The sequence below is a fragment of the Patulibacter ginsengiterrae genome (assembly GCF_056269115.1).
The window spans coordinates 152,067-173,969 of record NZ_JBWDOG010000005.1 but is presented as its reverse complement, the minus strand read 5'-3'; the positions used below and the strand labels follow the sequence as shown (position 1 = coordinate 173,969).

At 73.8% G+C, this 21,903-nt stretch carries 17 protein-coding genes; 4 read left to right on the top strand and 13 right to left on the bottom strand.

The genetic code is table 11. The annotated features are described in order from the left end of the window. Nucleotides 1-53 precede the first annotated feature (53 nt). Entirely contained in the window at nt 54-470 is a 417-nt protein-coding gene (locus tag ACVUH9_RS09865; protein WP_475756363.1) for a DUF2834 domain-containing protein, read from the top strand. A gap of 73 nt (nt 471-543) precedes the next feature. Beyond that, nucleotides 544-1,059, top strand: a complete 516-nt coding sequence (locus ACVUH9_RS09860) for a DUF892 family protein (protein WP_475756361.1) — start codon at nt 544-546, stop codon at nt 1,057-1,059. Nucleotides 1,060-1,070: 11 nt separating this feature from the next. Here the strand turns inward: ACVUH9_RS09860 and ACVUH9_RS09855 are convergent, their stop codons facing one another. The 13 genes from ACVUH9_RS09855 to ACVUH9_RS09795 form a co-directional block, all read right to left on the bottom strand. Then, nucleotides 1,071-1,484: a (R)-mandelonitrile lyase gene (locus ACVUH9_RS09855; RefSeq protein ID WP_475756359.1), complete on the bottom strand. Its 414-nt coding sequence runs from the start codon at nt 1,482-1,484 to the stop codon at nt 1,071-1,073. A 258-nt stretch (nt 1,485-1,742) separates the two neighbouring features. Continuing rightward, complete coding sequence (locus tag ACVUH9_RS09850; protein WP_475756357.1) at nt 1,743-2,063, bottom strand: hypothetical protein; 321 nt, start codon at nt 2,061-2,063, stop codon at nt 1,743-1,745. 156 nt (nt 2,064-2,219) lie between these two features. After that, nucleotides 2,220-4,901 (bottom strand): diaminopropionate ammonia-lyase, encoded by a 2,682-nt coding sequence (locus ACVUH9_RS09845; RefSeq protein ID WP_475756355.1) that lies wholly within the window; start codon nt 4,899-4,901, stop codon nt 2,220-2,222. Nucleotides 4,902-4,992: 91 nt separating this feature from the next. Continuing rightward, nucleotides 4,993-6,180, bottom strand: a complete 1,188-nt coding sequence (locus tag ACVUH9_RS09840) for a M20 metallopeptidase family protein (protein WP_475756353.1) — start codon at nt 6,178-6,180, stop codon at nt 4,993-4,995. A 107-nt stretch (nt 6,181-6,287) separates the two neighbouring features. Continuing rightward, the gene (locus ACVUH9_RS09835) at nt 6,288-7,079 is read right to left on the bottom strand and encodes a FadR/GntR family transcriptional regulator (protein WP_475756351.1); all 792 of its coding nucleotides are present in this window, start codon (nt 7,077-7,079) and stop codon (nt 6,288-6,290) included. Between the two features lie 4 nt (nt 7,080-7,083). Then, the gene (locus tag ACVUH9_RS09830; protein WP_475756349.1) at nt 7,084-8,139 is read right to left on the bottom strand and encodes an oligopeptide/dipeptide ABC transporter ATP-binding protein; all 1,056 of its coding nucleotides are present in this window, start codon (nt 8,137-8,139) and stop codon (nt 7,084-7,086) included. Further along, a complete protein-coding gene (locus ACVUH9_RS09825) occupies nt 8,136-9,107 on the bottom strand; it encodes an ABC transporter ATP-binding protein (protein ID WP_475756348.1) in 972 nt (323 codons plus the stop codon). Before ACVUH9_RS09825 ends, ACVUH9_RS09830 begins: the two co-directional genes overlap by 4 nt. Further along, nucleotides 9,104-10,024: an ABC transporter permease gene (locus ACVUH9_RS09820; RefSeq protein ID WP_475756346.1), complete on the bottom strand. Its 921-nt coding sequence runs from the start codon at nt 10,022-10,024 to the stop codon at nt 9,104-9,106. The genes ACVUH9_RS09825 and ACVUH9_RS09820 overlap by 4 nt, the downstream gene beginning before the upstream one ends. Then, the gene (locus tag ACVUH9_RS09815; RefSeq protein WP_475756344.1) at nt 10,021-10,986 is read right to left on the bottom strand and encodes an ABC transporter permease; all 966 of its coding nucleotides are present in this window, start codon (nt 10,984-10,986) and stop codon (nt 10,021-10,023) included. Before ACVUH9_RS09815 ends, ACVUH9_RS09820 begins: the two co-directional genes overlap by 4 nt. 7 nt (nt 10,987-10,993) lie before the next feature. Further along, on the bottom strand, nt 10,994-12,634 hold the full coding sequence (locus ACVUH9_RS09810) for an ABC transporter substrate-binding protein (protein ID WP_475756343.1): 1,641 nt from the start codon (nt 12,632-12,634) through the stop codon (nt 10,994-10,996). Between the two features lie 188 nt (nt 12,635-12,822). Next, a complete protein-coding gene (locus ACVUH9_RS09805; protein ID WP_475756341.1) occupies nt 12,823-14,745 on the bottom strand; it encodes an alpha/beta hydrolase in 1,923 nt (640 codons plus the stop codon). Nucleotides 14,746-15,052: 307 nt separating this feature from the next. After that, entirely contained in the window at nt 15,053-16,951 is a 1,899-nt protein-coding gene (gene ilvD / locus ACVUH9_RS09800; protein ID WP_475756339.1) for a dihydroxy-acid dehydratase, read from the bottom strand. A gap of 127 nt (nt 16,952-17,078) precedes the next feature. After that, nucleotides 17,079-20,312, bottom strand: coding sequence for an HtaA domain-containing protein (locus ACVUH9_RS09795; protein ID WP_475756338.1), 3,234 nt, complete (start codon nt 20,310-20,312; stop codon nt 17,079-17,081). Between the two features lie 223 nt (nt 20,313-20,535). Here ACVUH9_RS09795 and ACVUH9_RS09790 point away from each other — a divergent pair, with 223 nt between their 5' ends. Further along, nucleotides 20,536-21,063, top strand: a complete 528-nt coding sequence (locus tag ACVUH9_RS09790) for an RNA polymerase sigma factor (protein ID WP_475756336.1) — start codon at nt 20,536-20,538, stop codon at nt 21,061-21,063. Next, the gene (locus ACVUH9_RS09785) at nt 21,060-21,893 is read left to right on the top strand and encodes a hypothetical protein (RefSeq protein WP_475756335.1); all 834 of its coding nucleotides are present in this window, start codon (nt 21,060-21,062) and stop codon (nt 21,891-21,893) included. The genes ACVUH9_RS09790 and ACVUH9_RS09785 overlap by 4 nt, the downstream gene beginning before the upstream one ends. Nucleotides 21,894-21,903 lie beyond the last annotated feature (10 nt).

The following is a 21,903-nucleotide window of genomic DNA, read 5'->3' as shown; positions in this document are numbered from 1 at the left end:
AGGTCCCACCAGCCTTCGCGGCGTTGCCGGCCGAGGGCGCTCAGGAGGTCGAGATGTCCACCGCCACCAACTCCGCCGTGGGCGCGAGCCACCGTCGCCAGCGGCTGCTGCTCGGCCTGACCCTCGCGGGGTTCCTCGTCCCCAACGGGTTCGTGGTCGCCTATCTCGCGTCGCACGGGCTCGACATCGGCGGCTACTTCCGCGCCTGGGTCGAGACGATCCCCGCCGCGCAGCTGACCGCCGACCTGGCGATCTGCTGCATCGCGTTCCTGACCTGGAGCCGCTGGGACGCCCAGCGCCACGGGATCGACCGCTGGTGGATCCTGCTCCCCGCGACCGCCCTCGTCGGCATCTGCTTCGCGATCCCGCTCCACCTCTGGCGGCGCGAGGTCCAGCGGGACCGGCAGCAGGCCGTGCGAGCGTCCGGCGCGACCGATCCGGTCACGATCGCCCCGGGAGCGTCCACCTGAGCCGATGCTCCCGCCATCGGCGTGACCGACGCCCGCGTTCCGGGTACGGGAAGGCCGAGCGAAGGGACGCCGCATGACCGAGGACCAGCTCGAACAGCAGCTCGTCGACTACCTCGGGGACGCGCACGCGATCGAGCTCGACGTCGAGCACGTGCTCGCGTCGCTGCTCTCGATGCAGCGCGACCAGCGGATGGTGCGCGAGCTGCGTCGCCACCACCAGCAGGCGGGCCACCACCTCGTGCTGCTGGAGGGGCGGTTGGAGGCCTACGGGCACCGCGCGTCGGCGCGCAAGGACCTCCGGGCGCTGCGCACGGCGCTGGCGACGGAGCTGGCAGAGCGGTTCCGCGGCGACCGGTGGGCCCGGACCACGCGCGACGCCTACGCGTTCGCCCACCTCGAGATCGCGACCTGCCACCTGCTGGAGCACTTGGCGACGCGCCTCGGCGACGACGAGACCGCCCGGGTGATCCGCACGATCCGGGACCAGGAGCTCGCGATGGTCGCCCGCATCGACCAGACCTGGGACGCGGTCGTCGCCCAGCGGCCGGCCGGCGACGGGATCGAGGCCACGGCGCGCGAGCGCCGCTGACCCCGGGTCGCTCAGCCGTCGAGCGGCGGTGCCGCGGCGTACTCGTCGTCGCTGACGTGGGCGCCCCAGACGACCGGGCTGCCTTGGTCGTCGACCTGCTGCATCGCGACGTGGACCATGAAGCGAGTCGGGGCGGCGCCGTGCCAGTGGTTCTCGTCCGGGGCGAAGAAGACCCGGTCGCCGGGACGGATCAGCTCGATCGGGCCGCCCTCGCGCTGACAGAGCCCGACGCCCTCGGTGACCCAGATCGTCTGGCCGTGCGGGTGGGTGTGCCAGGCGGTGCGCGCACCGGGCGTGAAGTGGACGTTGGCCGCGGCGATCCGCGACGACGCCTCCGGGGCGGCGATCGTGTCGATGAAGACCGACCCGGTGAACCAGTCGCTCGGCCCGGCAGCGGTCTCCGACGTGTTTCGCGTGATCTGCACGACGAGCCTTCCCAATCGTTCGCTTGCGTCTCCGGCGCGACGCAGGGGTGCGCCGCGGGCCGCCCCGGGCTCCTGACTGCGCGCCCCGGTCCGCCGGGGCACCACGAGTCGGAGGCGGCCACGAGCACAAGATCGCAGCGACCGGAGGAGGAGGCAAGAGGCGGGGTTCGTTCCGGGGACCGATCCGTCCCCGGGAGAGCACCGTCCCCCGCACCGACGGCGCCGGCTGAGCGCGGCGCCGCCGGGACTCGCTCGCTGCTACTTCAGGTGGACGGCGACCAGCTCGGCCACCCGCTTCTTGCCCTCGAGGTGCCAGGTGACCGTCACCGACTGACGGGCGTACTTCTTCTGCTTGAGGTCCGCGCAGCGGATCTCGCCGCCCATCTGGCCCCGGCTGACGCCGCAGTCGGTGGCCTTGCCGACGAGGTACGTGAACGTCCCCTTCTTCGACTTGACCTGGAGCTTGCCGGCCGCGTACGAGACCGTCTTGCCCTCGGTCGTGGTCGAGCTGGCGGCGGAGGCGGTGGCGGGTGCGAGGGCGGCTAGGCCGACGACGCACGCGACGAGCAACTTCTTCATGCGGATCCTTGGGTTGGGACGGGTGAATGTACGGCACGCCCTTCCCCCGCGCGGAGGGCCTCGCCGGCCCGCGACCGGGCGCCGGCCCCGGCCGGGTGAGCCGGCCCGCTCCGGTGGCTCGCGACACGGCTTCGGCGGCGACGGAGGGCGCGCGCGTCAGCGCCCGCCGGCGGCGACGCCGACCACCGCGCGGTAGCTGACCGGGTCGGTCGCGCCCTCGGTGTTGAAGACCAGCACCCGCGCGCAGCGATCGAGTCCGAGCGCCGCACGCAGCGGCCCCGGCGCGCTCGTCGCCGTCCGCAGGCCGGCGAGCCCGGCCGCGCCGCTCTCGCCGGCCTCGACCCCGCACCCGGCGAGGTCGCGCATCGCCGCATGGGCGTCGCCGTCACCAACGGTCACGACCGCGTCGAGGCCGGCCCGCAGCGCCGGCCACGCGACCGGCGACGGCGTCCCGCAGTTGAGGCCGTCCATCGCCGAGCCGTGGGGCCCGCCGACCGTCGTGAGCCCGCCCGCCCGCAGCGAGGCCAGGACGCACGCCGCGTCGTGCGGCTCGACGCCGAGGATCCGGGCCGGCGTCGGCCGGTCCTGTTGCTTGAAGTGCGCGACGACGGCCGCCGCGAACGCTCCGACGCCCATCTGCACGACGACGACGTCCGGCCCGGCGAGGCCGAGCCGCGTCAGCCGTTCGTCGACCTCCTCGAAGATCGTCGCGTAGCCGTCGAGGACCCAGCCCGGGATCCGCTCGTAGCCCGCCCACGAGGTGTCGGAGACGACCAGCGTCCGCTCGTCCGCAGTTGCGGCGGCGGTCCGGACCGCCTCGTCGTAGTCGACCGGCAGCACCACCACCTCGGCGCCCTCGCGCTCGATCGCCCGCGCGCGAGCGGACGAGACGGCGTCGGGCACGAAGATCCGGGCGCGCAGACCCAGCCGGCGGGCGAGCGCGGCGATCGCCCGCCCGTGGTTCCCGTCGGTCGCGCAGGTCAGGGTCAGGTCGGACTCCGTCGCGAGCGCCTGCCGCAGGTCGTCGAAGCTCTCGGCGTGCTCCAGGCCCGGTCGCTGGCGCAGCGCCCGGGCGACCGCCCACGACGCGCCGAGGACCTTGAACGACGGCAGCTCGAGCCGGGCCGACTCGTCCTTGACGTGGAGGGCCGCGACCCCCAGCTCGGCGGCGAGCGACGGCGCCTCGACCAGCCGGCTCGGAGCGTAGCCCGGGATCGACTCGTGGAAGCGACGGGCCGCCCCCGGCCTCGCGTCGGCGGGCTCCGGCAGCACGGACCGGGCGTCGGGGTTGACGTAGCCGTCCGGACGCGCGACCAGCCGCTCCCGCAGCGGCCCCTTGACGATCTTGCCGACCGGGTTCTTGGGCAGGGCGTCGACGAAGAGGACCTCCCGCGGACGCTTGAACGGGGCGAGCCCGCCGGCGGCGCAGAAGTCGAGCAGCTCCCGCTCGGTCGCCGACGCCCCGTCCCGCAAGCCGACGAACGCGACGACCTGCTCGCCGAAGTGCGGGTCCGGGGCCCCGACCACGGCGACCTCCAGCACCGCCGGATGCGACGCGAGCACCTCCTCGATCTCCTTCGGCGCGATGTTCTCGCCGCCGCGGATGATCAGGTCCTTGCTGCGACCGGTGATCGACAGGTAGCCGTCGGCGTCGAGCGAGCCGAGGTCGCCCGAGTACAGCCAACCCTCGCGCAGGGTGCGGGCGGTCTCCTCGACCAGACCTAGGTACCCGCGCATCACGTGCGGCCCGCGGATCGTCACCTCGCCCTCCTCGCCCGGGCCCAGCACCTGGCCGTCCGGACCGACGACGCGCAGCTCGGTGCCGGGCAGCGCCGGACCGACGGTGCCGACCTTGCGTGGCCCGTCGAGCGGGTTGATCGCGGTGGCCAAGGTGCACTCGGAGAGCCCGTAGCCCTCGACGATCGGGACCGCGTAGCGGGCCTCGAAGCCGTCCAGCAGCTCGGCGCTGACCGGCGCCGCGCCACAGCCGACGAACCGTAGGGACGACGTGTCCGGACGCCGGTCGTCGGGCAGCGCGGCCAGGGCGTTGACGATCGTCGGCACCACCGAGACGTAGGTCGGCCGCTCGCGCTCGACGTCGTCCCAGAAGCTCCGCGGGTCGAAGCGGGGCCCGATCACCGCCGACGCGCCGGACAGCAGCGGCGCCAGCGCGCTGATCACGATCGCGTTGACGTGGAACAGCGGCAGCACCAGCAGCGCGCGATCGGCGGCGGAGATCGAGCCCCACGCCATCCAGATCTCGAGCATCGACGAGAGGTTCGCGTGCGACAGCATCACGCCCTTCGGCCGGGCCGTGGTGCCGCTGGTGTAGATCAGCAGCGCGAGGTCCTCCGGCCGGGCCACCGCGTCGGGTACCGCCCCGACCGGCAGCGGGTCCCCGAGCCGCTCGACGGCGACCAGCCGCTCGACGACCGGCGCCACGTGGGCGGCCGTCTCGTCGTCGACGACCGCGACGGTGGCGCCGGAGTCCTCGAGCTGGTGCCGCGTCTCGTCGGCGGTCAGCTTCGGGTTCAGGGGGGTGACGGCCGCCCCCAACCGCCACGCCGCCACCATCGCCACGACCAGCTCGACGCGGTTGGGCAGCATGATCGCCAGCACGTCCCCGGGCCCGAGGCCGTGCCCGTCGAGGATCGCGGCCGCCGCGCGGACGCGGCCGGCGAAGGCGGCGTTGTCGAGCCGCAGGCGGGGATCGTCGAAGCAGCGGCCGGCGGGGTCGGTGGCCTCGCGCCAGTCGCCGACGACCGACAGCGGCACCGGGTGGTCGATGGTCGTCGTGACGGGTGACGGGGCCCCTGCGGGCGGACGGACGTCGTTCATGGCAACGGTTCCTCGGTCTCGGGTTGGTGTGGGGGTCGCGCCCCCGGTTCTGGGTCGCGGTCCGGCTCGGCTCGGCTCGGCGTCGAGCGACTCAGGCCAGCAGCGCGAGCGTCGCCCGCGTCAGCGCCTCGACGCCGATCGCCAGCGATCGCTCGTCGATGTCGAAGGCGGGGTGGTGGTGCGGCAGCGTCGTCCCCGGATCCGCGCCCACGGCGAAGTAGCAGCCGGGCACGGCGTCGAGGTAGCGCGCCATGTCGTCGGAGCCGGTCTGCGGCGCGACGGGCTGGATCCGGGAGCCACCGAACGCGTCCGTCAGCGCCGCCGCCACGAGCGCGGTCACCGCCGACTCGTTGGTCAGCGCCGGGCAGCCGTCGCCGAGCAGCGCGAACCGGGCCGTCCCGCCGTGACGCTCGGCGGTCTCGCGGGCGGTTCGCGCGACGGCCTCGCGCAGCGCGACGCGCCCGTCCGGGTCGAGCGTGCGGATCGTGCCCGCGAGGGCGACGTCGGCGGGAATCACGTTGGGCGTCGTCCCGCCCTGCATCTGGGTGACGGTGACGACCGACGGATGGGCGTGGTCCGCCGCACCGAGGTCGCGCAGGGCGAGGATCGTCTCGGCGGCGATCGGCAGCGGATCGATCGCGCCAGCCGGGGCGCCGGCGTGGCCGCCGATGCCGGCGACGGTGATCTCGAAGGTGTCGAGGCTCGCCAGCGTCCGGCCGGCGGCGATCCCGAGCGTGCCAGTCGGCATCAGCGAGGCGAGGTGCAGGCCGACCGCGCGGTCGACGCCGTCGAGCGCACCGTCCTCGATCATCCGCCGGGCGCCGTCGTCGATCTCCTCGGCGGGCTGGAAGCAGACCCGGACCCGACCGCTCCAGTGGTCGCGGAGGGCGTGCAGCGTCGTGGCCACGCTCAGCGCGATCGCGGTGTGGCCGTCGTGCCCGCAGGCGTGCATCACCCCGGGGACCGTCGAGCGGTACGGCCGCCCGTCGTCGACCTCGTCGATCGGGAGCGCGTCCATGTCGGCACGGACGAGGACGGTGCGGCCCGGGCGGCCCGAGTCGAGGTCGACGAGCACGCCCGTGCCGCCGACGTCGCGCCGGACTGCCAGGCCGAGCGCCTCGCAGCGGTCGGCGACCAACGCGGCGGTCGCGTGCTCCTCGAATCCCAGCTCCGGATGCGCGTGCAGCTGGCGCCGGACCTCGATCGTCCGCTCCGCGTGGCGGGCGACCTCGGCGAGGAGCTCCGCGTTCAGGTCCTCGGCGGACAGGGCGTTGGTCATGCCGCCACAGTAGCGACTTAAAGATCAAAGATCAAAGACTTTGTTCTTAAGCGACCGAACCGGCCCGGTGCCGCGCCCGTCCGAGGCGACGAGCGCGCCCCCGGGGGTCAGGTCCCGCTGATCGGAGGCCGCTTCGCGGACGACTTGGACTGGCCGCGCCCGCGCCAGACCCGCCCGACGATGTCCTCCATGTCGTGCAGGTGACGGTCCATCGCCACCCGTACGGTTGCCTCGTCGCGTGTCCGCAGCGCCGCCAGCGTCTCGTCGTGGATCTCGGCCATGCCCTGGTGATCCATCTGGGCGTTCCACGAGCTCAGCAGGGCGGTCTTGGCCTCGAGGATCTCGTGCTGGTAGCGCGCCAGGAGATCGCTGCGCGCAGCGCGGCCGATCAGGTAGTGAAAGAGGTTCTCCGCGTGCAGGACCGCGTCGCGATCGGTCGCCGCGTGCAGCAGCGCCGCCGCGCTCGCCAACTCGTCGAAGTCCCGCTCGGTCGCCCGCGTCGTCGCCAGCCGCGCCAGCTCCATCTCGATCGGGCGCCGGGCCTCGACGATCTCGATCATCTCCCGCGCGCTCTGCTCGCCGTCGAAGCTCTGCAGCGGTGCGGGCACGTTGCTCGAGAGGACCACGATCCCGCCGGTCGCCCCCCGACGGACCTCGACGACGCCGGAGAGCGCCAGGACCCGGACCGCGTCGCCGACCGTCGGCCGGCTGACGTGGAGCAGGTCGGCGAGGTCGCCGACCGTCGGCAGCTTGTCGCCTGGCGCGTAGTAGCCGGCCCGGATCACGTAGGTGAGCTGGTCGACGACCTCCTCGAAGGCCCGCGCCCCGCTGATCGGGCGAAACGGCGGGGCTGGCGCGTCGTCGGCGTCCGTGGGCGGATGTGGCTCGGGCTCGCTCACGGCATCACCGTACTGGACCCGGCGTCGGCTCCGACACGGCCGCGGGCCGGTCCCCGGCCCAGGGACGCAGGCAGGCAGACCGGTGCGCGGGCTGCTCGTCGCCGACCTCCATGAGCGCCGGATCGACCGTGCGGCAGGCGTCCTCCGCCCGTGGGCAGCGCGGATGGAACGCGCAGCCGGCCGGCCGCGCGCCGGGATCGGGCACGTCACCGCCGAGCACCGCCCGCCGCCCCCGCTCCCGCGGGTCGGGATCGAGCACGGAGCCGAGCAGGGCGCGCGTGTACGGGTGCGCGGGATCGGCGAGGACGGTGCGCGTCGGTCCCTGCTCGACGATCCGCCCGAGGTACATGACGATCAGGCGGTCGGCGTAGTGCGCGACCGTCGCCAGGTCGTGGGTGATCAGCAGGATCCCCGCGTCGCCGTCGTCGCAGAGACCGCGCAGCAGCCCCATCACGCCAGCGCGGACGGAGACGTCGAGCATCGAGACCGGCTCGTCGGCGATCAGCAGGCTCGGCTCGAGGACCAGGCCGGCCGCGATCGCGACCCGCTGGCGCTGGCCGCCCGACAGCTCGCGCGGACGCCGCGGCAGGAAGGTCTCGGCCGGCCGCAGACCGGCGCGCTCCAACGCCCCGGTCACCTTCGCGCGGCGCTCCTCCGCCGTGCCACCGATCCGGTGGATCAGCAGCGGCTCCTCCACGATCGACGCGACCGTCGAGCGGGGATCGAGCGAGCCGTAGGGGTCCTGCAGGACCATCTGCATCTGGCGGCGCCAGGGACGCATCGCCCGCGAGCTGAGGCCCTCGATCGCCGAGCCGTCGATCCGGACGGTCCCGCGGGACGGCTTCGCCAGACCGAGCACGCTCTGCGCGGTCGAGGTCTTGCCTGACCCCGACTCGCCGACGAGCGCGACGAGCTCGCCACGGGCGACGTGCAGCGAGACCCCGTCGACCGCGCGCACGACCCGCGCCGGCCGGCGGGTGACCCGGTCGGCCAGCGTCCGCGGAACGTGGTGGTGGAGCGCGAGGTCCTCGACCTCGAGCAGGTGGGGTGACGGGGTCATGCCGCTCCCGCGGTCAGATGGCAGGCGGCCTGCTGGCCGGAGGCGACGATCGCCAGCTCGGGCTCGCTCAGGGCGCAGCGGTCGACCGCGCTCGGGCAGCGATCGCGGAAGGCGCAGCCGTCGAAGTCGACGTCGAGTGCTGGCGGGCTCCCGCCGATCGAGCGCAGCGGCCGGTCGGCGGCGTCGCCGACGCCGGGCGTCGCCTCGTACAGCAGGCGCGTGTACGGGTGCTGCGGCGCGCAGTAGAGCGACTCCGTCGAGCCGGTCTCGATCGCCCGGCCGGCGTACATCACCATCGCTCGGTCGCAGAGCTGACCGACCAGCCCGAGATCGTGGCTGACGACCACGACCGCCAGACCGAGCTCGTCGGCGAGCCGGTCGAGCAGCTCGAGGATCTGCGCCTGCACGACGACGTCGAGCGCGGTCGTCGGCTCGTCGGCGAACAGCACCCGCGGCTCGCCCGCCAGCGCCATCGCCAGGCAGGCGCGCTGGCGCATCCCGCCCGAGAGCTCGTGCGGATGCCGCGTGACGTTGGCCGCCGCCATCCCGACCTGCTCCAGCAGCTCGCCGACGCGCCGGCTCGCCGCCCGGCGCGACAGCCGACCGTCGTGCTGCAGCACCTCCGCGATCTGACTGCCGACGGTCCGGACCGGGTTCAGCGCGTTCATCGCGCCCTGGAAGACGATCGAGAGGTCGGACCAGCGATAGCGGGCGATCGCCGCGTCACCGCCGGCGAGCACCTCGTGACCGTCGATCCGGACCGAGCCCGAGACCGACGCGCTCGCCGGCAGCAGGCCGAGCGCCGCGAGCACGGTCGTCGTCTTGCCGCAGCCGGACTCGCCGACGAGCGCGAGCCGGTCGCCCGGGGCGACGTCGAAGCTGACGCCGCGGACGGCGTGGACGTCACGGCCGTCGGGGCCGTCGAACCAGACGTTGAGGTCGCGGACCTCGAGGACCGGAGCGCTCATGATTCCTCCACGGTGGTCGTCGCCGGCACGGGGACGGTCGGGGACGGCGCGACAGCCGCCCGCAGCCGGACCCGCCGGGGGGCGAGGTGGCTGCGCTGCATCTGCGGGTTGAAGGCCTCGGCGATGGCCTGGCCGATCACGCTGCAGGCGACCACCACGGCCGCGATGCAGAGCCCCGGGGGCACGAACGCCCACCACGCCCCGGCGCTCAGCGCCGAGCGGTTGAAGGCGTGCTCGATCAGACGCCCCCAGGAGACGCTCGACGGGTCCCCGAGGCCGAGGAAGGCGAGCGCCGCCTCGGCGAAGATCGCGGTCGCGACCATCAGCGCGGCGTTGGCCACGACCAGCGGCGCCAGGTGGGGCAGGATGTGGTGGGCGATGATCCGGACGTGACTGCTGCCCAGCCCGCGGGCCCGCAGGACGTGGCCGCGCTCGCGCAGCGACTGCGTCTGGGCGCGGGTCAGGCGCGCCATCTGCGGCCACGAGAGCAGGCCGATCACCAGGATGATGTGGCTCAGGCTCGGCCCCCAGATCGCCGCGACGACGATCATGAACGGCAGCGCCGGGACGACCAGGAAGTAGTCGGTGATCCGCATCAGCAGGCCACCGACCCAGCCGCCGAGGTAGCCGGCGGCGGTCCCGACCGCACCCCCGATCACGACCGCGACGAGGCTCGCCGCCGCGCCGACGATCAGCGTCGTGCGGGCGCCCCGCATCAGCAGCGAGAGCATGTCCTGACCGGCGTCGTCGAGGCCGAGCGGGTGGGCGGCGGACGGCGAAGCGAAGATCGCGCCGACCCGCTCGCCGGGGGCGCTGGTGGCCAGCAGCGGACCGAACAGCGCCACCAGCAGGGTCAGGCCGAGCACGCCGGCCGCGACCGCGACCGCCGGCTGACGGAGGAGCAGGGTCGGTCTCATGCGCTGATCCGGGGGTCGAGTCGCTGGTACAGGAGGTCGGCGACGTAGTTGCAGGCGACGACGGTCACGGTCAGGACGAGGAACGCGCCCTGGAGCATCGGGTAGTCGCGCTGGGTGACCGCGCTGTAGACGGCGCGGCCGATGCCCGGCCACGAGAAGACCGTCTCGATCAGGACGACGCCGCCGACGACCGTGCCGAGCGACAGCGCGATCAGGGTCGAGATCGGCAGCATCGCGTTGCGGAGGGCGTGCTGCCGGACGATCCGCCCGGTCGAGAGGCCCTTGGCGCGGGCGGTCAGGACGTAGTCCTCCGACAGCGTCTCGAGCATCGCCGTCCGGGTCATCAGGGCGTACTGGCCGAACAGGGTCAGGCCGACCACGACGGCCGGCAGCGTCATGTGCCAGAGCACGTCCGTCGCGTGCTGCCACGGGCTCGGGTCGATCAGGAACTCGTCGACGCGCCCGCCCGACGGGAAGACCCCGCCGAGCAGGAACATCAGCAGCAGGCCGACCCACTGGGCCGGCAGCGCGTAGACCGTCAAGGCCGAGACGGTCACCGCGCGGTCGGTCCGCGTGCCCCGCCGCACGGCCCCGAGGATCCCGGTCGCGATCCCGGCGACGATCGCCACGAGCGTGCCGAGCAGCACCATCGGCAGCGTGTTGCCGAGCGCCTGGCGGAGGTTGTCGACGACCGGCTGGCCGTTGGCGAACGAGCGCCCGAGGTTGCCGTGCAGCAGCTCACGCAAGTAGGCCACGTACTGAGCGGCGACCGAGCGGTCGAGCCCGAACTCGTGGCGCAGCGCCTCCTGCTGCGCCACCGTCGAGCCCGGCACCCGCGCCAGGTTGCTGACGGCGTCGCCGGGGACGACCCGGAACAGCAGGAAGTTGAGGCTGATCGCGGCGAAGATCGTGATCAGCGCCACCGCCGTTCGTCGCAGGAACTGGTCGAGACCGCGGTTCATCCGTCGCTCAGTTCGTCCGGTGCACGTTCGAGAACGCGCCCTTGGTGAGGAAGTTGGTCGTGTACGGGCTGGTCACGAACCCGTCCCAGTCGCTGCTGTGCGCGTTCAGGATCGCACTCGCGTAGAGCGGGATCCACGGCAGGTCCTGGCCCAGGATCCGCTGCATCTGCCGGACCGTCGCGCGGCGCTTGGCGGGATCGAGCTCGGTCGTCTGCCGCGCCAGCAGCGCGTCGTAGGTCTTGTTGCAGTAGCCGGCGTCGTTGAAGTTGCCGAGCTGTCCGCAGGAGAGCACGCTCAGCTGCAGCGACGGGTCGTAGAGCGACATCCAGTCGTTGAGGAAGAGGTCGGTGTCGAGGTACTTGCCGTCGGGGCCGTGGACGGCCGCGACGAACGAGTTGGCGTCCGACGGGGCGGCGACGAGCGCGACGCCGACCCGGCCGAGGTCGTCCTTCAGGCTCTCGAACTGCCGCTCGTACTCGCCGCCGGAGACGAACCGGACCTGGTACTTCATCGGGTGGCCGTCGGCGACGCGGACGCCGCCCGAGCCGCGCTTGAAGCCGAGCGCGTCGAGCTGGCGGTTGGCCGCCGCGAGGTCGACCGGCGGCAGCTTCTGGGCGGGATCGATCCAGTCGCCGCCGATGCTCGGCGGCAGCAGGCTGTCGACGACCGTGCCGGTGCCGACGGTCGCGGTGTCGGTCAGCCGCTTGCGGTCGACCGCGGTCGCGAACGCCTTGCGGACGCGGGGGTCGAGCAGCTCGCGGTGCTTCGGCTTGCGCGGGTTGGAGTTGAAGCCGAGCACGTAGACGTCCGCGCTCGGGGCCTTCTTCACCTGCAGCTTGGCGTCGCCCTCGAGGTCGCGGACGACCGTCGGCGGCAGCACCTTCGCCTCGTCGATCTCCCCGTTGCGAAGGCCGGAGACCAGCGCGTCACCGGCACTGTAGATCCGGATGCCGACCCCGCCGACCTTCGGCTTGGTGCCGTAGAAGCTCGCGTTCCGCTTCAGCAGCAGGAACTCGTCCTTGCGGTACTCGGCGAGCTGGAACGGCCCGCCGGAGACGGCCGGCGCGGGGTTGGCGAAGCGCCGCAGGCCCGCACCGTCGCCGGTCGCGTGCGGTCCGTAGACGTGCTCGGGCAGGATCGGCAGCATCGCCAGCTGGGCGACGGCGGTGCTCAGCGGCGCCGCCAGCCGCAGCACGAGCGTGTGGTCGTCGGGCGCGCTGGCCGAGGTGATCCCGGCGAGCATGAAGGCGAGGCTCGCCGTCGGCCCCTTGGCGAACTTCATCGTCGTCCGGATCGTCCAGAGCGCGTCGGCGGAGGTCAGCGGCTTGCCGTCGCTCCACGTCGCGCCCGGATGGAGCGCGAACGTCAGCGTCCGGCCGTTCTTCGACGTCGTCCAGGAGCTGGCGAAGTCCGCGGCGACCTTGTCGCCCTCGTAGCCCACGAGGTGGGGGTAGACGTCGCGCATCACCGCCAGCGGCAGGGCGTACTGCGCGACGAATGGGTTCAGCGAGTCGACGGGGCTGTCGGTGATCCCGACCCGCAACGTCTTGGCCCCCGACTCCGACGACGAACCCGACGACGAACCGCAACCGGCGGTCGTCGCGACGGCAGCCAGCGCTGCGATCGCCACGATGGTCTTCCTCAGCATCCCGATCTTCTCCCTCGATGGCGCGACACCGACCGGCGTCGCACGGCTTCGTTGCGAGACCCTAGACCGAAGCATGGTCAAAAGTCAAACTCTTTGTTCTTTGATGATTGACCGTGGTGCCCCGCTCGCGACGAGCGGAGCCGGGAGCGGCCACCGGCCCGCGCTCCGGGCCGGCGACCGCCGGTCGCTCAGCCGCCGCGGGCGACCCGGAAGTCGACGTCGACGGCCCGCCGGCCGACCCGACCGGCTGCGCGCCCGACCCCGGTCCGCGGCGAGAAGCTGATCCGCAGCTGCCCGGACGCGATCGGCCCGGACGTCCGCAGCTCGCCGTCGACCCGACCCGCGCCGCCGAGCGTCAGCCGACCGGAGACCCGCGCATCGCGCACGACCCGGACGCCGGCCAGCGTCACCACGCCCCCGTCGGCGGCGGCGTAGCGCCCGCCGCGGAGCCCGTCGGCGGCGCCCCAGCCGCCGATCGCGTCGCGCTGGGCGGTGAGGTCGTCGACGGTCGCCACGACCACGGCCAGGGCTCGCCGGACCTCACGCGGAGCCGAGGCGTCCGGCAGCGGCAACTGACGGCCCCAGACCGCCGAGCGCCCGGGAACCCGCGGTGGCTTGCCGGTATCGCGGCAGGCGCCCGGATCGGCCGAGAGGGTCTCGACGAAGCGCATCCCCAGCGCTCCCCCGCAGGGGTCGCCGGTCGGCGTGTGCCCGACGTTCGCGACCTCGGCGAAGATCCCGTGCGGGAACTGCGCCGCCGCCTCGCGGCCGGCCTGGCTCGGGGTGTTCGCGTCGAGATCGCCCGAGAGCACCAGCACCGGCACGTCCGGCAGCGGCGCGCTGGTGTCGACGGGAGCGACCGCCGTCGGATCGTTCGGCCACTCGAGGCAGAGGTCGCCGCCCTCGAAGCCGGCGCCAGCCCAGCCGGCCGCCGAGAACGGCGCGAACGCCGACGGATCGGCCGCCGCGAGCGCGCCCCGGTAGGCCGTCCGCCGCGCCGCCAGCGGGTCGGCGTAGGAGAACGCCCGCGGGTAGTCGTGACAGACGACCGCCGCGAAGTCCGCAGCCCGGAAGATCTCGCTCTGCGTCAGGCCGGCGAACTCGAGCATCGTCGACGCGGCCAGCCGCTGGAGCGGGGCGACGTCGCCTGCCGCGGCACTGGCCAGCGCCGCGGGCACCGCAGCCGACAGCGACGCATGACCCTGCGCGTAGACGACCGCCGCCAGCGCCCGCTCGTCGAGCCGGGTCGCGAACCGGCGGCCGCCGGCGGTCACCGCGAACGGGATCGGTCGCCGTCGCAGCTGCGACGCGACCCGCTCGAGGTCCCGCATGACCACGGCACCGTCACAGGAACGGGTGCGATCGCAGATCAACCGGATCGCGCGCAGGCCGGCGGCGAGGCGGTCGCGGCCGAAGCCGTCGAACGCGATCGGGTACGCCCCACTGAGCACGACCGAGCGGACGTGCTCGGGGTGCCGGGCGGCGTAGACCGTCATCAGGTACGTCCCGTACGAGTCGCCCCAGAGGTCGAGCCGGTCGAGCCCGAGCGCGGCGCGAACGGCATCGATGTCGTCGGCGACCGCCGCCGAGCCGTAGAGCCCGGCCCGCGGCCCGAGCTCGCGACCGCAGGCCCCGACCGCGCTCACCAGCGCCGCACGAGAGAAGCCGGCCGCCGGGTCACGCGTCCCGCGGCAGGCGATCGGCTCCGAGAGCCCGACCCCGCGCGGATCGACGAGCAGCAGCTCCCGGCGCTCGAGCAGCGGCGCCAGCGCCTCCGCATAGTCGACGAACTGCGTCGTCGGGGCGCCAGGACCGCCCGGGTTCGGCACCACCGTGCCGAGCGACGGCTGCGAGCCGTCGCGGCGCGGGACCAGCGCGAAGCCGACGCGGGTGGTCCCCCGCCCCGGATCCGCGCGATCGAGGGGGACCTCCACGCTTCCGCAGCGGGCGCCGCTCGGCGCCCCCTCGTGGGTGCAGGGCTTCAGGACGGGGGGCGGCGACGGCGGGGCGGCAGCGGCGGCCGACGCCGCGGCACCGCCTCCGGCCACGACCGCCGCGGCCAGCGCAAGCCGTCGCGCGACGCGATCGGCGCGGGTGATCGACAGGAACATCTCTCTCCTCCGGGTCCACGTCGACGCGCCTCGCAGGTCGCGCGGGCTTCGACGCTCTGGCCCCTCCGGCGGCCGGCGGACGCGGTCGCGAGCCCGAATGCGGACCGCTGCGCTCCCCGCCGGACGCAAGGGGTGCGCGCACGCTAACCGCTCGAATATCAAAGAGCAAGATCTTTTATGTTTTGGCCGGTCGTTCCCCAGTCCCGGCGGGAGAGCTCTCGCGGATCGTGCCCAACTGCTTCCAGCGGCTACCCCCGCAGGCCGGACGGCGGATCGCCCGCAACGCGAGCGATCCGCGCTCAGGCGCCTAGGACCCCGACAGCGAGGGGTCGCGCGTCGCCGCGGCGGCGACCGCGCGCTCGACCGCGTTGACGTCGCGGACCGCGCCGGTGTCGGCCGAGGTCGCCATCGCCGCGTAGGCGCGCAAGGCCGGCGAGACGACACGGTCGCGGGCGGCGGGGACGTAGCCGGCGCCGGCCTCGAGCCGCTCGCGGCGCTCGGCGAGCTCCTGCTCGGGGACCTCCAGCGACAGCCGGCGGTTGGGGATGTCGATGGCGATCGTGTCGCCGTCCTCGACCAGCGCGATCGCGCCGCCCGAGGCGGCCTCGGGCGAGACGTGCCCGATCGACAGGCCGGAGGTGCCGCCCGAGAAGCGGCCGTCGGTGATCAGCGCGCACGCCTTGCCGAGACCGCGGCCCTTGAGGTAGGAGGTCGGGTAGAGCATCTCCTGCATGCCCGGCCCGCCGCGCGGCCCCTCGTAGCGGATGACGACGACGTCGCCCTCCTTGATCCGGTCGCTCAGGATCGCGTCGACGGCGTCGTCCTGCGACTCCACGACGACCGCTGGCCCGCTGAAGGTCAGGATCGACTCGTCGACGCCGGCGGTCTTCACGACGCAGCCGCGCACGGCGAGGTTGCCCGAGAGGATCGCCAGGCCGCCGTCCTTCGAGTGCGCGTGCTCGATGTCGTGGATGCAGCCGTCGGCGGCGTCGGTGTCGAGCGACTCCCAGCGCTCGGACTGCGAGAACGCCGTCGCCGAGCGCTTGCAGCCGGGGGCCGCGTGGAAGACCTCGAGCGCCTCGTCCGTCGCCTTGCCGGAACGGATGTCCCAGGCGTCCAGCCAGGCCTCGACGGTCGGCGCGTGCACCGTGTGGACGGCCTCGTCCAGGAGCCCGCCGCGACGCAGCTCGCCGAGCAGCGCCGGGATCCCGCCCGCGCGGTGGACGTCCTCCATCAGGTACGTGCCGTTCGGCGCGACCTTGGTCAGGCAGGGGACGCGCCGCGAGATCGCGTCGATGTCGTCCATCGTGAAGTCCATCTCGGCCTCCTGCGCGGCGGCGAGGATGTGCAGCACGGTGTTGGTCGAGCCGCCCATCGCGACGTCCAGCGTCATCGCGTTCTCGAACGCCGCGCGCGTGGCCACGTTGCGCGGGAGCACCGACTCGTCGTCGCCGGCGTAGTAGCGCTCGCAGATCTCGACGACCGTGCGGCCGGCGGCCTCGTAGAGCTCCTTGCGCGCGGTGTGCGTCGCCAGGATCGAGCCGTTGCCGGGCAGCGCCAGCCCGAGCGCCTCGGTCAGGCAGTTCATCGAGTTGGCGGTGAACATGCCCGAGCAGGACCCGCAGGTCGGACAGGCGGCCTCCTCGAGGATCGCGATGTCCTCGTCGGAGACCTCGTCCGCGACCGCGTCGGCGATCGCCGAGATCAGGTTCACGCGCTTGCGGACGGTGCCGTCCACGAGCGTCGCGGTGCCGCCCTCCATCGGGCCGCCGGAGACGAAGACCGCCGGGATGTTCAGCCGCAGCGCGGCGTTCAGCATCCCCGGGGTGATCTTGTCGCAGTTGGAGATGCAGATCAGGGCGTCGGCGCAGTGCGCGTTCACCATGTACTCGACGCTGTCGGCGATCAGATCGCGTGAGGGCAGCGAGTAGAGCATCCCGCCGTGGCCCATCGCGATCCCGTCGTCGACCGCGATCGTGTTGAACTCGCGGGCGATGCCGCCAGCGGCCGTGATCGCCTCGGAGACGATCGTCCCGACCGGCGCCAGGTGCGTGTGGCCGGGCACGAACTGCGTGTAGCTGTTGGCGACGGCGATGATCGGCTTCTTGCCGATGTCGGCGCCGGCGACGCCGGACGCCCGCATCAGGGAGCGGGCGCCGGCCATGTTGCGGCCGTGGGTGACGGTCCGTGACCTGTGGGCGGGCATGACCCCAGGCTAACGCGCGCGATGGCGAGGGACGGCCGTGACGACGAGCCGCCGCCCCGGGACGGACCGCCCTCCTCGACGGGAGGGGGCGATCCGCCACCGGCTGCGGGCGGCGGGCCAGCTCGGGCTAGGCCCCGATCCGGGGGCGGACGACGACGACCGTCCGCCGCCCCGGGGAGCTGACGACGACCCGGACCCGGGTCGTCACGGTGTGCCCGCGGAGGCGCTTGACCGCCGTCTTGGAGAGGCGGATCCGGACCGTGGCGCTGCGGCCGTTCGCCAGCTTCGACGGGGCGAGCACCGTGGCGCGGTGCAGTCGCCCGCCGATCCGCACGCTCGCCTTCGTCGACGCGGCGACCCGGCACGGACCGTCCGGGCAGCGCAGCGTGGCGATCGTGACCGTCCGCGAGCGACCGGGGCGCAGCCGGCCCGTCCGGCGCTGGACCGTCGGCGCGCGCTTGACGGTCACCGCCGCGGGTGCCGTGGAGGCCAACGGCGTCGGCGGCGGAGCGATCGACGGCACCGGCGGCACCGGGACGACGACCGGGCCTCCCGGCTCCTCCGGCGTCGACGGGCCGCCGAGGACCGCGTGCAGCACGAGCGGATCGAGCGCCGTCCCCGCGGGATAGAACCCCGCGAACGGATCGACCCCGGCGCTCGTCAACGTGGCCGACAACGCGGCCCAGTGCGCGGCGCCGTCGGTCGTCGTCGCGTCGCCGCCGCCCGTCAGCTCCGCGATCGTGACCTCGGGGTAGTCCGTCACCGGCGCGCCGGGCTGGTTGGGCCGGCTGGTGACGTCCGCCACCAACCGGCCGCCGCCTGCCCCGAGCACGACCCTCGGATGCGCGATCCGCAGCACCAGCGCCGGGCCGGTGCCGGGCCCGTGGGCGTCGACGTGGCCGGCGAAGGTCACGCTGCCCCCGAGCCGGACGGTCGTCCCCACCCCGGCCTCGTGGCTCCCGCCGACGGCCGGGAACCGGATCGTCCCGCCCTCGCCGATCGTCGCGCCACCGTCGACGGTGGTGGTGCCGTGGGCGATCGGCCCGGCGATGTAGCGGCGGAAGCTCTGCTTGACGCCCCAGTCGAGGTAGCCCCCGGTCACGTCCACCGGACCGCCGACCCGCGGCGTCACGGTGATGCCGACCGTGCGGCTGTAGGTCGTGCCGACGTCGTTGCGCAGCCGGGCGCGGAAGAGACCGCCGGAGAGGTCCTGCGACGCGTCCTCGAGCACCAGCCGTCCGGCCGTCGCGTCCTCGATGCTCGTCCAGACCCCGCCGACCCGCTGCTGCCACTGGATCTGGGGGTACGGGTTCCCCGCCGGGAGCACCTCCAGGATCGCGTCGGAGTCCTCGGCGACCGTGATCGCGGTCGGCTCCAGGACCACGCTCGGCAGCGTCTGGACGTCCAGCCGCGCCGCCGCGCTGGCCAGCTCGCCGGCGCTGTTGCTCAGGACCGCGCGGTACTGCCGCCCGGTGTCCGCCGCGCCGACGTCGACCCGCAGCTGCGCGCCGGCCTCCCCGGCGAGGTCACGCCACCCGCCCTGACCAGGCGTGCGGGACTGCCACCGGACCGACGGCGCCGGATCGCCCGCGAAGGCGACCGAGAACGTGGCCGCCGCGGTGCTCGTCCCGGCCGGCAACGCGACCGTCGCGTCGGCCGGCTGCTTGCTGAACGCGGGGGAGCTGGCGACGTAGCCGTACGACTGCGGGGCCCGGTCCTGGTCGGCCCAGGCCCCGGTCACGACCCGCCCGTCGACGACCCCGACCAGCTGGGTGCCGTACGAGACCAACGGCTGGTCGGGCAGCGGGAACAGGTGCCGCAGGACGCCGGCCTCGATCCGGGCCAGCTGCGTGCCCTGGCGAGCCGTCACGTAGAGCGTGTCGGTCGCCGGATCGACCGTGGTCCGGTCGCTGTCGGGAACCGAGCCGGGGATCGTGACCGGCGGGCCGGGCGCCTCCAGCTTCGACGTGCCCCACAGGAACGGCGTCGGCATGAACCAGACCTTGCCGGCGGCACCGATCAGGTGGACGCCGCCGTTGGAGACCCGCAGCGTGACGGCCTCGGTCCCGGCTGCCTCGGGCAGCGGCTCGGCGACGGCGCGGGCCCCGTCGACGTACAGCTGGATCGGCTGGCCCCCGACGCTGCGGGTCGCGATCAGCCGCCGCGGCGCGGTCGCGCCGCCGTCCTGCACGAGCGCCAGCGAGGAGATGTAGCCGTCGAGCGGACGACCGCTGGGCGCCACGATCGGGCCGATCCGGCGCGAGGTCCAGACGCCGCCCACGCGGACGACCTCCCAGAGGTCCGGATCCGCCCACGTCAGCGTGCTGTAGCGGGTCAGGAGGTAGCGGTTGCCCTGCGGATCCCAGACGCCGGCACCGGCGACGGTGCGGTTGGTCTCGCCGGGCAGCGCGTCGAGCACGCCGCCGGTCAGGTCGGCGCCGGCGCGGGTGTAGGCGTAGATCCGCCCGTAGTTCAGGCTGCCGCCGGCGAAGATCGTGCCGCTGACCGGATCGACCGCGACCGAGGCCGGGGTGAACAGCGCCGATCCGGCCCGCGCCTTGGGGGCCAGCGTCGCGCGGTCGAGCACGGTCAGCCCGCCGGTGCTGCCGTCGTAGACGCCGAGCAGCTCGTCAGCGGACGCCCCCGGCCGGAGCGTCATCAGACCGCGCTCGGAGCCGAGCGGGCGACTGTCGTAGACCGGCGTCGCGGCCGGGGTCCAGCTCTCGCCGGCGGGCTTGCCGCCCGGCCCGGTGTACGAGAAGCTGACCGGGTCGAGCGCGGTGTTCGGCGGGTAAGTGAAGACCTCCGCCCCCTTCGGGGTCAGCAGCGCGGGCAGCGCGCTCCAGCTGGTGGTGCCGCCGGCGACGGTCGGCTCCAGCTCCTCGACGTCGAGCGACGCGAGCTCGATCTCCTCCGTCTCGGTCACCTCCCCACCCGTGATCGGCCGGCTGGCGACCCGGGCGTAGACCGAGGCCCGCTCCTCCGAGATCTCGATCCGGGGATCGGAGAGCGTCATGTCCAGCAGGCACGGGCGCACGAACGGCACCGGCTCGCAGTGCCCGATGAACTCGACCGTCCCCGCCAGCTGCAGGCGGGTCTCCTTGGTGGTGGCGTCGTAGGTCCCGGAGGCGACGGGGAAGCGGAACGTGCCGTCGTCGTTGCGGGTCGCGCCGCCGGAGAGGGTCGTCCCCGCGTCGCCGATGTAGCGGCGCCAGGACTCCTTCAGGCCCCAGTCGAGGCCGACGCCAGCCTCGATCGCCACGGGTGCGGCCCGGGCTGGGTGCGGGGCGGCGAGCATCGCGGCCAGCAGGGCCACGAGCAGCAGGGGTACAGCGCTGATCCAGCGCAACGGCGAACGCATTCCACGTCTCCAGAGATAGTTAGGGGAGCCGAAGATTAGACTGCCCTACTCATTCTCGGCGGTGCGCCCCGCGGCGACCCTCGATCAACCGTCCGGTCGGTCGACTGCCGGTGACGCAGCGGCCCCGGGAAGGCCACCGCCCTCCGCAACGGCCCGCGGGCAGGAACCGCGCCCGCGAACATCCGGCGCAAGCAAACGGGCCCCCGGAGCCCACTTGGTAGGTATGAACGATCTCCAGAGAGAACAGGCGGTGCGCCGAGCGATGACCATCGCCCTGCGCACCGCCGCCGGGATCCTCGGCAGCCGTGACGAGGCAGCGGACGTCGCCCAAGAGGTCGCCCTCGACGTTCTGCAGTCGTTGGATCGGCTGCGTGATCCTGCCGCGTTCGACGCCTGGGTCCAGAAGATCGCCGTCCGCCGCACCATGCGTGCACTGCGCGCGCAGAAAGGACGGGCAACGGTCCCGCTGGCGCTCGCGCTGGAGGTCTGCGAGCAGCCAGCGAACGAGACCGACCGCGAGCTGATGATCTCGGCCCGTGCCGCCCTGACGCAGGCGCTCACGCAACTCCCCGAGCGCCAGCGCGTCGCCCTCGCGTTGCGGTACGGCCGCGACCTCAGCGATCGCGAGATCGCCGCCGCGATGGGATGCCGCCGCGGCACCGTCAACGCCCTGCTCTCCCGCGGCCGCAGCAGCCTGCGGCGTTCCCCCGCCCTACGAGACCTGATCCTCGAGATGGAGGCCATCCGATGACCACGAACCCGCACGATCCGACGGATCCGTGGGCCCGCGCCTTGCGCACCGCGATGAGCCCCGCTCGTGACCTCGAACCGACCGAGGCCGAGGTCCAGCGTGCGCTGGCCGCCGGCGACGCTCGCACCGCCCCCCGGCATCGGCTGGTCCCGCGGCTCGCGATCGCCGCGGTCGCCGCCGCGATCCTGGGCAGCGGCCTCTACGCCGTGCCCGCGACCCGCGCCGCGGTCGACGACCTCTACGGCACCCTCAGCGAATGGGTCTCCGGGGACGGCAGCAGCGCACCCGGCCGAGCGATCCCCGCCGGGGACGAGACACCGGAGTGGGTCACGACCCTGGACGGCGAGAAGCGCCTGATCGCCGGAAGCCAAGGAGCGAACCTCTACGTCGTCCGCGACGGCGACCAGCTGTCGGTCGCGATCGGTAGCGGAGCCGGGATCGCCACCACCATCGACGCCTGGCGCAAGCGCTTCGCGCAGCAGAAGATCGTCGTTCTCGGGCTGGGCGACTTCCCCGGCACCGGAGAGCCCGCGGGTGGGGTGCCGCTCGACGCCCGTGACCGCCGCGCCCTGATGGGACTGACCTCCAGGGACGTCGACCGGATCGAGCTGCGCTACGCCACCGGGAAGCCGACCATCGAGAGCGATCTGCACGGAGGGTTCGTGCTCCTCGCCGACGCCCGCAGGCAGCCGACCACGCTCGTCGCCTCCGATGCTGCCGGTCGCGAGCTCTCGCGGACCGACGTGAGCGGCACGGAGCTTCGGGTCTGCCGCGACGCCCGCGGCTGCCCGCCCGGCGCCTGGCACCCGGCCGGCGCCGCGGGTCGATAGCGGCTGACGT

What these genes read in the sequence shown, in the direction of transcription:
- ACVUH9_RS09825 (WP_475756348.1), bottom strand. Translation starts at nt 9,107, where the DNA reads ATGAGCGCTCCGGTCCTCGAGGTCCGCGACCTCAACGTCTGGTTCGAC.
- ACVUH9_RS09810 (WP_475756343.1), bottom strand. Translation starts at nt 12,634, where the DNA reads ATGCTGAGGAAGACCATCGTGGCGATCGCAGCGCTGGCTGCCGTCGCG.
- ACVUH9_RS09840 (WP_475756353.1), bottom strand. Translation starts at nt 6,180, where the DNA reads ATGACCAACGCCCTGTCCGCCGAGGACCTGAACGCGGAGCTCCTCGCC.
- ACVUH9_RS09850 (WP_475756357.1), bottom strand. Translation starts at nt 2,063, where the DNA reads ATGAAGAAGTTGCTCGTCGCGTGCGTCGTCGGCCTAGCCGCCCTCGCA.
- ACVUH9_RS09805 (WP_475756341.1), bottom strand. Translation starts at nt 14,745, where the DNA reads ATGTTCCTGTCGATCACCCGCGCCGATCGCGTCGCGCGACGGCTTGCG.
- ACVUH9_RS09860 (WP_475756361.1), top strand. Translation starts at nt 544, where the DNA reads ATGACCGAGGACCAGCTCGAACAGCAGCTCGTCGACTACCTCGGGGAC.
- ACVUH9_RS09820 (WP_475756346.1), bottom strand. Translation starts at nt 10,024, where the DNA reads ATGAGACCGACCCTGCTCCTCCGTCAGCCGGCGGTCGCGGTCGCGGCC.
- ACVUH9_RS09795 (WP_475756338.1), bottom strand. Translation starts at nt 20,312, where the DNA reads ATGCGTTCGCCGTTGCGCTGGATCAGCGCTGTACCCCTGCTGCTCGTG.
- ACVUH9_RS09785 (WP_475756335.1), top strand. Translation starts at nt 21,060, where the DNA reads ATGACCACGAACCCGCACGATCCGACGGATCCGTGGGCCCGCGCCTTG.
- ACVUH9_RS09790 (WP_475756336.1), top strand. Translation starts at nt 20,536, where the DNA reads ATGAACGATCTCCAGAGAGAACAGGCGGTGCGCCGAGCGATGACCATC.
- ACVUH9_RS09815 (WP_475756344.1), bottom strand. Translation starts at nt 10,986, where the DNA reads ATGAACCGCGGTCTCGACCAGTTCCTGCGACGAACGGCGGTGGCGCTG.
- ACVUH9_RS09865 (WP_475756363.1), top strand. Translation starts at nt 54, where the DNA reads ATGTCCACCGCCACCAACTCCGCCGTGGGCGCGAGCCACCGTCGCCAG.
- ACVUH9_RS09845 (WP_475756355.1), bottom strand. Translation starts at nt 4,901, where the DNA reads ATGAACGACGTCCGTCCGCCCGCAGGGGCCCCGTCACCCGTCACGACG.
- ilvD (WP_475756339.1), bottom strand. Translation starts at nt 16,951, where the DNA reads ATGCCCGCCCACAGGTCACGGACCGTCACCCACGGCCGCAACATGGCC.
- ACVUH9_RS09830 (WP_475756349.1), bottom strand. Translation starts at nt 8,139, where the DNA reads ATGACCCCGTCACCCCACCTGCTCGAGGTCGAGGACCTCGCGCTCCAC.